This is a genomic window from Rhizobium beringeri, assembly GCF_004306515.1.
Taxonomy (GTDB): domain Bacteria; phylum Pseudomonadota; class Alphaproteobacteria; order Rhizobiales; family Rhizobiaceae; genus Rhizobium; species Rhizobium beringeri.
In genome coordinates this window covers 173,463-186,525 of the sequence record NZ_SILG01000004.1, presented here as the reverse complement: position 1 = coordinate 186,525, position 13,063 = coordinate 173,463, and the positions used below count along the sequence as shown (strand labels likewise).

11 protein-coding genes are annotated in these 13,063 nt (G+C 61.1%); 4 read left to right on the top strand and 7 right to left on the bottom strand.

The features are described 5' to 3' along the window. Positions 1-117 precede the first annotated feature (117 nt). Positions 118-1,494 carry an FAD/NAD(P)-binding protein gene (locus tag ELH03_RS30455; RefSeq protein ID WP_128409493.1) on the bottom strand — a complete coding sequence of 459 codons (1,377 nt, stop codon included), beginning with the start codon at positions 1,492-1,494 and terminating at the stop codon, positions 118-120. 371 nt (positions 1,495-1,865) lie between these two features. Here ELH03_RS30455 and cysE point away from each other — a divergent pair, with 371 nt between their 5' ends. The 4 genes from cysE to ELH03_RS30435 all read left to right on the top strand — a co-directional run bounded on the left by cysE (position 1,866) and on the right by ELH03_RS30435 (position 4,194). Further along, complete coding sequence (gene cysE / locus ELH03_RS30450; RefSeq protein ID WP_130767414.1) at positions 1,866-2,714, top strand: serine O-acetyltransferase; 849 nt, start codon at positions 1,866-1,868, stop codon at positions 2,712-2,714. A gap of 302 nt (positions 2,715-3,016) precedes the next feature. Continuing rightward, positions 3,017-3,217, top strand: coding sequence for a type II toxin-antitoxin system VapB family antitoxin (locus tag ELH03_RS30445; RefSeq protein WP_128409613.1), 201 nt, complete (start codon positions 3,017-3,019; stop codon positions 3,215-3,217). Further along, on the top strand, positions 3,214-3,621 hold the full coding sequence (locus ELH03_RS30440; protein ID WP_128409492.1) for a type II toxin-antitoxin system VapC family toxin: 408 nt from the start codon (positions 3,214-3,216) through the stop codon (positions 3,619-3,621). Before ELH03_RS30445 ends, ELH03_RS30440 begins: the two co-directional genes overlap by 4 nt. A 315-nt stretch (positions 3,622-3,936) precedes the next feature. After that, positions 3,937-4,194, top strand: coding sequence for a CrpP-related protein (locus ELH03_RS30435; RefSeq protein ID WP_128404570.1), 258 nt, complete (start codon positions 3,937-3,939; stop codon positions 4,192-4,194). A gap of 94 nt (positions 4,195-4,288) precedes the next feature. On the opposite strand, the gene ELH03_RS30430 is transcribed toward ELH03_RS30435, so the two are convergent. The 6 genes from ELH03_RS30430 to ELH03_RS30405 all read right to left on the bottom strand — a co-directional run bounded on the left by ELH03_RS30430 (position 4,289) and on the right by ELH03_RS30405 (position 13,057). Next, positions 4,289-6,091, bottom strand: a complete 1,803-nt coding sequence (locus ELH03_RS30430) for an adenine deaminase (RefSeq protein WP_130767241.1) — start codon at positions 6,089-6,091, stop codon at positions 4,289-4,291. 401 nt (positions 6,092-6,492) lie between these two features. Continuing rightward, a complete protein-coding gene (gene lhgO, locus ELH03_RS30425; protein ID WP_130767240.1) occupies positions 6,493-7,698 on the bottom strand; it encodes an L-2-hydroxyglutarate dehydrogenase in 1,206 nt (401 codons plus the stop codon). A 147-nt stretch (positions 7,699-7,845) separates the two neighbouring features. Then, the gene (locus ELH03_RS30420; RefSeq protein WP_130767239.1) at positions 7,846-9,276 is read right to left on the bottom strand and encodes an HlyD family type I secretion periplasmic adaptor subunit; all 1,431 of its coding nucleotides are present in this window, start codon (positions 9,274-9,276) and stop codon (positions 7,846-7,848) included. Beyond that, positions 9,273-11,417: a peptidase domain-containing ABC transporter gene (locus ELH03_RS30415; protein WP_128409488.1), complete on the bottom strand. Its 2,145-nt coding sequence runs from the start codon at positions 11,415-11,417 to the stop codon at positions 9,273-9,275. The genes ELH03_RS30420 and ELH03_RS30415 overlap by 4 nt, the downstream gene beginning before the upstream one ends. Positions 11,418-11,460: 43 nt before the next feature. Next, entirely contained in the window at positions 11,461-11,769 is a 309-nt protein-coding gene (locus tag ELH03_RS30410) for a hypothetical protein (RefSeq protein ID WP_128409487.1), read from the bottom strand. 67 nt (positions 11,770-11,836) lie between these two features. After that, positions 11,837-13,057, bottom strand: coding sequence for a GTP-binding protein (locus tag ELH03_RS30405; protein WP_128409486.1), 1,221 nt, complete (start codon positions 13,055-13,057; stop codon positions 11,837-11,839). Positions 13,058-13,063 lie beyond the last annotated feature (6 nt).

Genomic DNA, 13,063 nt, shown 5'->3' with positions numbered 1-13,063 from the left:
AGCGAACAGCCTGACGGCACCCCATTCCCAACCCGCGGCATCGCCCAGAGCGGCGATGCAGCTTTGGTCGGCTGCAGCCATCCATTTACAGGTTGGGACAATAACTCTCACACGTCGTCACAGGCTTCGACGACGTGCTGCGCTTTTAGCCACTTCACCAATCCAGCGGTTGAGCAACGACGCTGCCGCATGGCTTTGCAAGACGATCTGAGGCACCAGATCGATATCCGGAAGGCTGCCCAGGCCGAGCGGTCCCATCGCGAACAGCCCATGGAGCGCGCTCGCCTTGGTCCGCCCGCATTCGTCTACGACGATACCGATCTCGAGTTCGTCACGCGTTGCAAGACCCGCAACGATAAGCGAGCGGACAAGCGGGCTATCAGTCCCGGACGGCCGGAAGCGGCAGTCTATCGTCAGATCCGCGGGAAGCACCTCGAGCCCGGTCGGGGCCGAAAACAGCACGCCGTTCGTGGCGATACAATTCACTTTTCCCTTCCGCACGGCGATCGCGCCGCTGGCGATCGCATGATGCAGGCGCTGGTAGTGCTCAGGTGGCAACCGGTTGCGATGACTGTCGTAAATGGCCTTCACGTGGCGTTTGAACCGTGCACGCTCTTCCGGCGTCAGTCCCGCCCAAAGGTCGCGCGCGCGTGAACGAAAGCCGTTCATAATGCCTTGCCATCCCGAACCTTCCAGATCGGCTCTGCTGGCGGCCTCACGCAGGAAACGGAACGCGCCGCGGAGAGTCCCCGGCATGGGTTGGTCCGTGACAACAGATCCAACGGCAGCGGGAGCATGCGACTGAGGCAGAAAGCCCGATTCCGAGATCAACGTGACATGGGAAATCTTGGCGTCCGCCAGCAGTCCGAGCGCCCTGTCGACCGCATGGATGCCGCCGCCGATCACGACAGCATTTTGCGTTTCACTGGCAGGCGCCGCGTCCGAATATTCCCGCATCCCGTAACCAGTCGCAAGAAACACCGCGTCAAAGCGGGTTCGCTGCTCGGCTCCAAGGAAAACGGAATATCCTCCGTCCAGATGCCTATCGATCGCCGTTACGGTATCCGAGCCAAATTGCACGATGACATCAGGCCGATGGGTCAGGGCTTCGGCGAAGCGTTTATACACATAGGTGCTGAAGATTTCTCCGGGCACAAAGGCGTGTTCGAGACCTGCAGGATCCGAGATCAGGCGATCGCGCCACGTGTCATCGGTTTCGAGCCACCGACGAAAATCGTCCGGCAGTCCGGGATCAACGGAAAGGTCGCGAACGCGGCTGGTCAGCACCGTCGACGCGGGCTGACTTATGCCCTCGCCGATATCTATCTTTGCTCGTGGGTCGAACATCACCAGATGGAAAGGCTGATCAACTCTTTTGAAAAGAGCGATTGCGGTCATGATCCCCGTGAAGCCTCGGCCGACAATCGCAATCCTTGCGAGGTGGTCCGCATCCTGGCTCTCCGAATTCGAAGAACGTGACGAGAGAAGAGTCATTCATCGGCTCCTTCTGCGTTGGACCGGTCGGCCTAAATTCGCCCGATCCGACCAGTCGCTAATTCTCTACTAAAATAATAGAAAATCATATCCCGAACGCAAGCACTATTCGACCTGGAACGATGACTGCGTTGTTTTGGCGTCTGACGGGCCTTGGCCTCCCTGCCGGCTGCCGGCTTCACGCATTCCGGAGCACGGCTGAGGGGCGATGCAGCGACTTGGAAATAATTTCCCAGTTCCTGCGAAAAAAGAGAGGAATTTTAGAGCGGCCGCAAAGATCCACGTAATTTTAGACCATCTATCGCCGGCCAGATTAACCTAACGTCTGCATGCCGGATGTCGCGACATCCCGCATGCAGAAGGAAGCTAGCATGACGGTTCCACTGGTCAGCTTGAGCAATCTGTCGACGGAGCCATCCCCCTCGCCTCAGGTTGCCGCAATCTGGGAGGCGCTTTGCGCGGAGGCCGTCAACGCTTCGGCCAAGGATGCAGCACTCACACGCGCCATGAATTCCGCAGTGCTTTATCATGCGAGTTTCGCCCGGGCGCTCGCTCAGCGGGTCGCGATCAAACTGGCCAATCACGACCTCGACCATGAAGAGCTGCTGGCGGTGATTGCGCAGGCGTTCGTCGGCAATCGCAATATTGTCGCCGATGCCGCCGCCGACCTGACCGCGATCAAGGAACGCGACCCATCGAACACGGAAATCCTCACGCCATTCCTTTATTTCAAAGGCTTTGTGGCTTTGCAGGGACAACGCGTCGCCCACTGGCTTTGGCATCATGACCGCCTCCATTTGGCGCGCCACATTCAGAGCCGAATTTCTGAAGTTTTCGGTGTCGACATTCATCCCGCCGCAAAGATGGGGAAGAGCATCATGCTCGATCATGGGAGCGGCCTGGTCATCGGCGAGACAGCGGTCGTCGAAGACGACGTCTCCATACTCCAGAATGTTACATTGGGTGGGACGGGCAAGGAGACCGGCGACCGGCACCCCAAGGTACGGCGCGGCGCTCTTATCGGAGCGGGGGCGAAGATTCTCGGCAACATCGAAATTGGCGTCGGCGCCAAGGTAGGTGCAGGCAGCGTGGTCATAAATGCCGTTACAGCCTACACATCGGTCGCCGGCATTCCGGCGAGACAGGTGGGCAAGCGCCACTTTAACCTCCCGGGCATTACGATGGACCAGACCTTGTCTGAACCGGAGTATACGATCTAACGGCACAGTGCGAGGTATCTGCTTGTCCCGGGGCGCGCCCCTTGCCGCGCTGGCGCTGCCAAGTTTTCGGGTGGCTCATCCTGCGCGGCTCAAATTATCGCTACAGGCGTTTCTTTCCGGCAGGGTCTGTCAGTTTGAATATCACGGACACTTTCTCCCTGACCAAATTCGAACCGCGGATCATGCAATCTGTCGCGGTTGATAGGCACAGACGTCTATATCCGGCCAACAGCGCCCGCTATCAGCGTAGATTTAGTCATCAAATGGTGCTATTTGGTGTGCCTTGGCAAAGGAGGCAGATGATGCGATCAACCATCAATCTCGACGACGCACTCTTGGACAAGGCAAAGTCCTTGACCGGCACCAAGGAGACCGCGGCGCTCGTCCGCCAAGCGTTGGAGACGCTTGTTCGTGTCGAGTCGGGAAAACGCCTCATTGCGCTTGGAGGAACCATGCCCGACGCCGAGGCAGCCCCGCGCCGCCGGAGCGCAGCGGTTAAGTGATACTCGCAGACACCTCGATCTGGATTGATCATTTCCGCCATATCGATGCCGAGCTACGCAGGATTATTGAAGACGATCGACTGCTTTGCCACCCGAGCGTGATCGGCGAACTGGCTCTTGGCAGCCTGCGGGATCGCGGCAGCGTGATAGCTTTCCTTGCCGCTCAGCGCGGAGCGATCGTCGCCACGCACGACGAAGTCATGACAATGATCGACCGACATGGCATTTTCAGCATGGGCATCGGCTACACGGATGCGCACTTGCTAGCATCCGTTCTCCTTGACCGGAGAGCGGCCTTATGGACCAGAGACAAGCGCCTGCGGACAGCAGCCGAAAAGGCCGGTGCTTCACTGCACATACCGGGCAGCGCCCCCCCATTAGATGCTGAAACCGATCGTCAATGACCGCGATGCGGAAACCATGGGCGCCACCGCGATGCCGAGATGACCAAACTCGCCGCCTATCCTTCTTAGAGACGCTCTGCACGCCGAATCGATCAGGAAGAACTTCAGGCCCCCCAGTATTTGGCGATGTAGGCCAAAGCCTCGCCGAGTGGGGGTGTGGAGCGATACGGGCGCGGTGATGGACGAGCCGGGTATGCATGTCGTCGACCAGAGTCGCTTTCCACTCGAAACTGTCCCAAATTAACCCATTAATTAGCATTCTCTTGCATGCGCGGACTGCGATGCTACCGTCGTCGACATCGTGGGGGATCGCGCATGACGATTGAAGAGCTGATCGATTTACAGGAGGCAGGCTCAAGGGCGCGGGTGCTCGGCCTGAAGGCTCACGAAAACCCATACCTCGCCGCCCACAGGATGCCTACTGGTGATACCGGTGCCCTCGGGGATTGGCTTGCGCGCCACGACGCGTGGAAGTTCGGTTGGGAAGCGGAGGACGCTAGCCGCGAAGGCAGGATTGCTGCGCACTTCAAGGAGTTGATCTCGACTGCCAAACAACGTGCACTCGATACGTAACGTTACTGATGGCGGTTCGCTGGCGACGAGTTAGGTTTTCTTGCCCCGTCGCAGCGAAGGATCGGCACCTCTTTCACCATCGGATTGCCAGCGTTCAGGCCTTTTCGAAGAGCGGCGAGATCACCATTTCCGGCACCAGCACCAGACCCTTATCGGTTATCCGGATTTCCGGGATGACCGACAGCGGGATGAGGTTGAAGCCCATATAGGCGATGGTGCAGCCTGCCTTTTCCCATTCGAGCTTCAAGGACTTTACCTCGTCCGCGACGTGGTGCACGCGCTTGTCGGACAAAAGCCCGGCGATTGGCAGCGGCACCATGGCCGTCACCTTGCCGTCCATCACGACACAGACGCCACCCTGCTTTTCTTCGATCGCGTCGAGCGCCACCTGCATGTCCGCTGCATTGGTGCCGGCGACGATGATGTTGTGGCTGTCGTGGCCGACCGAGGATGCGACCGCGCCTTGTCTGAGCCCGAACCCGTTGAGCAGTCCGTGGGCGACATTGCCGGCAGACTTGCCGTGACGCTCCACCACCGTCACGAAGCAGAGGTCGTGCTTGTCGAAATGCGCCTGCCAGTCATTGGCCGGTTCCAGCGTGACGGTGACATGGCCAAGGGTAATGCCAGGCAGCTCCGTCCTGATCGTATGAGCGACGACTGTCTCCCTCGGTAGTTCCGGTGTCAGCTTGAGATTTTTTGGCAGCTTGACCGTGTGGTAGGCGGTATCCGGATAGCGGTACGGTTTCGACAGGGCCTCGTCGAGGATCGGCGTGATCTTCTTGCCGTCGACGACGAGCTCGCCACCATACCAGGTGCTGACCGGCGTAAGGTCGTCGTTGAGAAGCACAAGGTCGGCGCGCCGCCCGCCGCCCAGACCGCCGATTTCGCCTTCCATGCCGAACCGCGTCGCGCCGTGCAGCGAACCCATCGCCCAGGCCTCTTCCGGCCTCATGCCGCATTTCACGGCTTCGCGCGTTACCCAGTCCAGGCCGAAGGCGAGCAGATCTTCCGCATCACGATCGTCGGTGCAGACGGCGACGCGCTTGTGGGAAGCGCCGAGCTCGGTGATCGTCTTGATCGCCTGCGGCAGCGAATGCCAGGGAGTCGTCGGCGGGCCGCCGCGCAGGAAGATCCACACGCCGGCTTCCAGCAGGTCGTCGGCAATGTCGCGGTCGATGGCTTCATGCGTGTCGGTGACGCCGGATGCCGCATAGGCGGCAACGAACTCTCGTCCGTAGACATGGCCCGACACCGGCCTGCCGCGCTCGAGTGCTGCAGCCAGGATCGCATGGCTGCGCTCGTCACCCATCGCAACGGGGACGAAATCCATCTTCTCGCCGAGAGCCACGGCTTCCGGCCATTTGTCGAACAGGGCGGCGATCTTGTCCGGCGTCAGGTCGCCGCCGGCTGTTTCCAGATCCGGCGTTGTCGCCGGCACGGTGCTCGGCACGGTCAGGAAGATCGACAGCGGCGCCTGCCGTGCATCCTCGAGCATGGCCTCGACGCCGGCGACGTCCATGACGTTGCCGATCTCGTGGCTGTCGCAGAAGATCGTCGTCGTGCCGTTCAGGAGCGCCGCTTCGGCATAGGCGCAGGCCGTCACCATCGAGGATTCGATATGGATATGCGGATCGACCAGGCCGGGGGCGATGATGCCGCCCTTGGCGTCGTAGAGCTTAGCGCTCCCGCCCCTGTAGCTCCCGGACGGCTTCACGGCCGCAATGCGCCCCCCTGAAATCCAGACTTCCCGTCCGTCGAGAAAGCGCTCCGAATAGGTGGACAAGACGCGCGCGCCCTGGATGACAAGGTCGGGTTCGCGACGAGCGGAGGCGACATCCGCAAGTCGGCGGGTCATGCTCGAGAGCGGCTGAACGGAGAAGCGGGTAAGCGTGCTCATGAAAACCTCATTTCCAGGGCGGGGAGAACAGGCAAGATTGTAAGGAACGCCGTCGAGGGAAGGAAGTACGAATAGTTGTTGTGTCTGGCGTAGGCCTCGGCCCCCTGGAACGGGGCAACAGGCAGGGATGCCCTACCGCTCAGGCAATCGAGCAGGACTAACAACCTTCCGGCGAGGAGGTAAGGCTTGGCGGATCGCCCCGCTGCTGTCGTGTGGATGTCTCGATCGATCTCAGGCGTCAGCCCGTCTTCCGGCCGCAGCAGAAAGAAGAAACGAAAAGGCTGCCACCAGGAGCCGGATAAAACGGCACGGCGCCGGTCGCATCGAAGTTATGCCAGATCTTCATTCCGACTTCGAGAAATCTTGTCTTGAACGTCATCCGGTTTCTCTCACGGTTTCGTTCAGCCGGCGGAAAAGCACCTGTCGGCGATATCCCGGCCGATCGGGATCGCCGATGTGGCTGCTGGCGACGGCGCATTGCAGACGTGCAGCATGCGACCCGTCTTTAGGAACAGGAAATCATGCTCCAGACGCCCGTCCCGCATCACGGCCTGGGCCCGGATGCCCGCTTCCATCGGCTGAAGGTCTTCGAATGTCAGCGATGGGCAGTATTTGCGGCACGCTTCCAGATAATTTTTCCGCCACAGCGAGTCCCTGAATTCGTGCACGGAGGTCCCTGCGTTTTTCCAGAGAAGCCGCCATAGGCCCGGAAACGACAGACACTCGCTCAGATCCCGGATGTTTATGCTGAATTTCGGATACCCCTCGCGCGCCATTCCCAGAACCGCATTGGGTCCGACGGTGAGGCTGCCGTCGATCATCTTGGTGACATGAATGCCAAGGAATGGAAGCGACGGATCAGGCACCGGATAGATCAGGTGCCTGACCAGTCCATTCCGCGACGGCGGCAGACGGAAATATTCGCCCCTGAATGGTATGATCTGATGATCGATCTTGAGGCCCGCAAGTTTGGCGATGCGGTCGGACTGCAGGCCGGCGCAGGCGATCAGCTGTCTGGCCCGCCATTGGCACTCACCCGCTGAAATCTCCACGAGATTCGAGGTTTCGCGGATCGCGGAAACCTGCGTATTCAATTCGATTTTCACGCCCTGAGCAGCCAGACCAGCGCCCATGGCGACGCACACAGCTTTGTAGTCGACGATACCCGTCGCCCGAACGAAAATTGCCGCGACGCCTTCGACCATGGGCTCCCGTTGTTTCAGCGCATTCCGATCCAACCATTCGATATCGATGTTGTTGATCTTTGCCCGTTCGGCCAGGTCCTTCAGGCGGCGGTGTTCGAGCTCGTTGGTGGCAACCACCAGTTTTCCGCATTGTTCATAGGGTACACCCTTCTCCCTGCAGAACGCCTTGATGGCATCGGCCCCCTCCCGACAAAGGCGCGCTTTCAAGCTGCCTGGCGCATAGTAGATTCCCGCGTGGATGACGCCGCTGTTGTGCCCTGTCTGGTGGACGGCCAAGCGAGGCTCCTTTTCAAGGAGAACGACACTTGCACCGGGACGCTTTTCCAGAACGGCCATGGCGGTGGCAAGACCAACTATGCCGCCGCCTATAATGCAGACGTCGTGAATCATTGCGACACTCATTCCCAATCAATCGAAGTTAACGCCGAAAGCCGGGCAAATCCGACTTCACGAACATGCGGGCGGGACAGGCCGCAGCTATGGGATGCAAAATATCTACTTTTGAATCTCACTTGAGATCTCGTTCGGGGCGAACTGATCCGCCACGTCCTACGGTTCGCGTATTGCGTTGTCGAGGCCACGCAGCAGCGGATACAGGAAATAGGAGATCACCGTACGGTTGCCGACCTTGATTTCCGTGGTCACAGTCATGCCGGGAAGCAGCCGCACCGGCACATCTGTGGCATTCAGCCGGGTATCGGCAAGCAGGATCCGCGCCTTGAAGAAGGGTGCGGACGGCTGGCTGGTGGCGGCCTCCTGCTGGCCCGTGAGGAAGGTGTCCTGGCTGATGGTCCTCACCTCGCCTGTCGCGGTTCCGTATTTCTGGAACGGATAGGCATCGAGCTTGATACGGGCTTCCTTGCCGACGCCCACCCGGCCGATATCGCGCGTGTTGATCGAGACTTCCGCTTCAAGCGGCACGTTAATGGGCACGAGTGTGACCACCGGCTCCGCCTCCCGCACCACCGAACCGACCGAGCGCTGCGCCAGGTCGAGCACGACGGAATCGGCCGGCGCCGTCAGCACGACCATGTTGCGGCGCAGCGCCATCTTCTTTAGTTCCTCGTCCGCCATGTCACGCTGGCCGCGCAGCTCCACCAGCTGCTCCATTGCCGCCCGGCGGAAATCCTCGATGAAGGCCTGCCGGTCGGCCCTAAGTTTAGCATAGGCGTGCTCGGCCTCGTCGGCCCGGCCGCGAACGGCGGTCAGATCGGATTCGACATCGAGGCGGGCGTCGCGCGAGCCGAGCAGCGTGATCAGCGAGCCGCTCTGCTTGTTATAGAGCCGCTCCCGCGCCGCCTCGATCTGCGAGAGCCCATCGCGCCTGTCATTGAGCACAGCCTCCTGGTTCTTGCTCGCCGCAAGAGCGGCCGACTGGCCGGCTATCTGTTGCTCGAAATTCTGCAGCTGCGCCATGTAGAAGGCCCTTCGTTGGCCGAAGAGCTGCGCTTGCAGCATCTGGTCGGGCGTACCTCCCGCCGTGTAATCGTCGCCGGCAAGCTCGGCCTCGATGCGCCGCACCTGGGCGTCGAGCGCGGAGAACTTCGCCTGCTGCTGGTCGACATCGGCCTGGCTGAAAGTGGCGTCGAGGGTCGCGAGCGTCTGGCCGGCATGCACCACTTCGCCGGCCTTCACCTCGATCGTGCGGATGATCGAGGTTTCGAGCGGCTGGACGACGATGGTCGGCTGGGTGGTGACGAGCTTGCCAGGCGCGATCACCACCTCGTCGATCGATGAGACCGAGGCCCATATGATCGCCGAAGCAATCAGCGCAGTTACGCAATAGAGCGTCATGCGCGCAACTCTGGGCGGCGCGCGTTCCTCGAGTTCGACGGCATCGGATTGGAATTCCGCAATGGCCGGCGGCAGCGGCGGGCGAGCGGTCAGTGCCCTTCCCTTGCCCGAGGGCGCCTTGTCTGAAGGGCCATTGCCTGAAGGGACCGGCAGGTTCTCGCTGGGTTTTCTGGTGTGCGCGTTCATGCGACCTGCCTCATCTGCTGGGACCACAGGTGGCGATAGGTCATGCAGCGCGATACAAGCTGATCGTGCCGGCCGATATCGGCGACCTTGCCACGGTCGATGACGAGAATGGCATCGGCATCGACGAGCGTCGAAAGCCGGTGCGAGACGATGATGACGGTGCGGCCGGCGGCGATGCGGCTCAGATTCTCGCGGATGATCGCCTCGCTGTCGGGGTCGAGCGCGCTCGTCGCCTCGTCGAAGATCAACAGCTTCGGATCGGTGATAAGCGCGCGGGCAATGGCAAGCCGCTGCTTCTGGCCGCCTGAAAGGTTGGACGCGTTTTCCTCCAGCATCGTGTCAAAGCCGCGCGGCAGGCGCTCGATGAACTCCTCGGCGCCGGCGATGCGGGCGACTTCCATGATCTCCTCGATGCTGGCATCGGGCTTGGCGGCGGCAATATTCTCGCGCACCGAGCCGCGAAACAGGAAACTATCCTGCAGCACGACGCCGATGCTCGTTCTCAGATGCACGAGGTCGATCTCGCGGCTGTCATAGCCATCCATGCGCACGAGGCCTTCCTGGCTCTGATAGAGCCCCTGGATGAGCCTTGTGATCGTCGTCTTGCCCGAGCCGCTCTTGCCGACCACGCCGAAGAGGCAGCCCGACGGAATGGCGAAGGAGACATTGTCGAGCGCCGGCGCGCTATCCGGGCCGTAGCGGAAGGTGACCCTGTCGAATTCGATGCGGCCCTGCAGATGCGGCCGAACACCTCGCCCGCGGCCCGCCTGCTCCGGCCGCTGGTTCATGATCTCGCCGAGCATGCGCACGGAGAGCGCGACTTCCTGATATTCGTGCACCATGGTGACGATCTGCACCAGTGGTCCCGAGACCCGGCCGGCGAGCATGTTGAAGGCGACCAGCGCGCCGATCGTCATCGCGCCGCTGAAGACATCGAGCGCGCCGAGGCCGATGATCGCGACGCTCATCAGCTTCTCCAGCAGTCCGGTCATCGCCTGGGCGATGGTCGAGATCTTGTCGACCCGGAAACGCACAGAGATCGACTGGGCGGAATAATCGTCCCACACCTTGCGTTGGCGCGGCTCCAACGCCAGCGATTTGACGGTGCGCATGCCGTGCACGGTTTCCACCAGCAATGCCTGCCGGTCGCCTTCGGCCTGGTAAAGCGCCTGCAACCGGCGCTGGAACGGCCCGACGAGCATCATCACCACGAGCCCGACGAGAGCTGCGAAACCGAGCACGACAAGCGTCAGCTTGACGCTGTAGAGAAGCAGGATCGGCACGAAGACCAGAAGCGAAACGCCATCCAAGAGTGTAAGAAACAGCCGGCCGGTCAGGAATTCGCGGATGCGCCCCGTCTGCTGCATATGCTTGACGAGAACGCCGGCCGAGGCCTGCTCGAAGAGCGCGATCGGCAGGTTGAGCAGATGGCCGAAGGTGCGGGTCGCGACGCGGATGTCGATCCTATTCGTCGCATAGAGCAGCAAATAGCGGCGCAGGAAGGTGAAGGTCGCGTCGAAGACAAGCGCGATCGCAATGCCCGCCGTGAGAACCGTCAGCGTCGCATAGCTCTGATGCACCAGCACCTTGTCTATGACGAGCTGAAAGAAGATCGGCGTCGTCAGCCCCAGCCCGTAGAGCACGAAGGCGGCGAGCGCGACATCGCGGAAGAAGCTGCGCTGCTTGATGATCTCGGGGACGAACCACCGGAAGCCGAAGGGCCGGTCCTCATCGGACATACGATAGTTGCGCTTCACCAGGATCACCGACCCGAGCCAGGCCTTAGCGAACTGCTCTTCGCTGAGCATCATCACTTCGGCGCGTGATGCCAGCGGGTCGAGAACGCGGATTCTCTCATCCTCCCCGCTCCCGACAGCGCCGGCGATGACCACCCAGTTGCCATTCGTCAGCTCAGCGAGCACCGGGAATGCCTCGCCAAGTTGGAACAGAGATCGCCAGTCGAGCGTCAGATGCTTTGCCCTGAGGCCGGCATCCTTGGCTATGCGCAGCAGCTGCCGCAAGGCAACAGGATCGTTGCCGACGGCATAATCGTGCTGCAATCGTTCAGGAGCAAGATCGACGCCGTGATGACGCGCGACCAGTGCAAGACAGTGCAGGTTGGTATGCAGAAAACCACTCATGGCCCACCCGAAACAGTACGAGACCGAGGCAATATTTGTTTAATCAGTTGAAGTTCGGCGAGGCGTTCGAACCGCCGGGCTGCACCGACTGGATATCGGCAGCCGCCGCAGTTGACATATCGCCGATGCGACGGACCGCACCCGCCTCGACCAACCCGCCAAGCGCCTTCTGCATGAGATCGACCGCATTGGCGAAGGCATCGACCGGCATGATGATGCGCTGGCGGAAAACCGGCTTCGGATTGTTGTTGTCGTCACGATCGGTGGCCGAGAGCGACATCAGGTCGATGCGCACGATCGTACCCGTGATGGTGATTTCGCCGATGCCATCTGCATAAAGTTCGTTGCTCATAGTTCTCTCCTCCGGTTGATAATCAAAACGTCTTCATCTTAGGGCGTCTTACGTCCATTGGGACGCTCTAACTATTTGGATGTGCGTGCTGCCAGGCCGGAAACGGGTCCCGAAGCCCGGCGGCGGTCTGCGGATCGAAGCCCGTCTCCTCACCGGTCAGGCAGTCGTCGAGCGCGGTGCGGATTGCGTCTTCATCGAAGCCGGCGCCGATGAAAACGAGTTCCTGGCGGCGGTCGCCCCAGACCTCGTCCCAATGCCGGTCGATGAGCTGGCGGAACTGCGGATAACGCGGCCATTGCGCCTTCGGCACGGACGCCCACCAGAAGCCCTTGGTCTCGATGCGGCACTGCGTGCCGGCAATCGACAGCAGGCCGATCTCGTCGGGTCTTGTCGCCAGCCAGAAATGGCCCTTTGCGCGGATGAGGCCCGGCCATTTTCTGTCGAGAAAATCCCGCAGCCTGGAGGGATCGAACGGCCGGCGGCTGCGATAGACGAAGCTCGAAATACCGTATTCCTCCGTCTCCGGCGCATGGTCGCCCCAACCGAAGAGTTCCTTGTGCCACAGCGGATGGCGGGCAGCTCTCGCTTCGCTGAAGAGGCCGGTATCCAAGATGGCGTCGAGCTTCAGCCGGCCGAAGCCGGCCTCGATGACGCGAGCATCGGGGTTGAGTGCGGCAACGATGCGGCGAACCTCGGCAAGCGCTGCAGGCGGCACATCCTGCGCCTTGTTGATGACCACGACATCGGCAAATTCGATCTGCTCGACGAGCAGTTCCACCAGCTTGCGCTCGTCGTCTCCGTCCCGGCTCTCGCCGCGATCCCTCAGGAACTCCGCGCTTGCATAATCGGCCAGAAGATTAACCGCATCGACGACGGAAACCATCGTGTCGAGCCGCGCGACGTCGCAGAGGGCTGCCCCGCTCTCGTCGCGGAAGGAGAAGGTCGCTGCGACCGGCAGCGGTTCGGCAATGCCGGTGCCCTCGATCAGCAGATAATCGAAACGGCCGGCGGTGGCGAGACGGCGTACTTCGCTCAGGAGATCGTCGCGCAATGTGCAGCAGATGCAACCATTGGTCAGCTCTACCAGCGTCTCGTCCGTCCGCGACAGGTTCGCTCCCCCGTCGCGCACGAGATCGGCATCGATATTCACCTCGCTCATGTCGTTGACGATGACGGCGACCCGGCGGCCCTCGCGATTGCGCAGGACATGGTTGAGGATCGTCGTCTTGCCGGCGCCGAGAAAACCGGCAAGGACCGTCACCGGAAGTCTGTTGTCTGCACTCGTCATCGGTAC

What these genes read in the sequence shown, in the direction of transcription:
- ELH03_RS30455 (WP_128409493.1), bottom strand. Translation starts at nt 1,494, where the DNA reads ATGACTCTTCTCTCGTCACGTTCTTCGAATTCGGAGAGCCAGGATGCG.
- cysE (WP_130767414.1), top strand. Translation starts at nt 1,866, where the DNA reads ATGACGGTTCCACTGGTCAGCTTGAGCAATCTGTCGACGGAGCCATCC.
- ELH03_RS30445 (WP_128409613.1), top strand. Translation starts at nt 3,017, where the DNA reads ATGCGATCAACCATCAATCTCGACGACGCACTCTTGGACAAGGCAAAG.
- ELH03_RS30435 (WP_128404570.1), top strand. Translation starts at nt 3,937, where the DNA reads ATGACGATTGAAGAGCTGATCGATTTACAGGAGGCAGGCTCAAGGGCG.
- ELH03_RS30430 (WP_130767241.1), bottom strand. Translation starts at nt 6,091, where the DNA reads ATGAGCACGCTTACCCGCTTCTCCGTTCAGCCGCTCTCGAGCATGACC.
- lhgO (WP_130767240.1), bottom strand. Translation starts at nt 7,698, where the DNA reads ATGAGTGTCGCAATGATTCACGACGTCTGCATTATAGGCGGCGGCATA.
- ELH03_RS30420 (WP_130767239.1), bottom strand. Translation starts at nt 9,276, where the DNA reads ATGAACGCGCACACCAGAAAACCCAGCGAGAACCTGCCGGTCCCTTCA.
- ELH03_RS30415 (WP_128409488.1), bottom strand. Translation starts at nt 11,417, where the DNA reads ATGAGTGGTTTTCTGCATACCAACCTGCACTGTCTTGCACTGGTCGCG.
- ELH03_RS30410 (WP_128409487.1), bottom strand. Translation starts at nt 11,769, where the DNA reads ATGAGCAACGAACTTTATGCAGATGGCATCGGCGAAATCACCATCACG.
- ELH03_RS30405 (WP_128409486.1), bottom strand. Translation starts at nt 13,057, where the DNA reads ATGACGAGTGCAGACAACAGACTTCCGGTGACGGTCCTTGCCGGTTTT.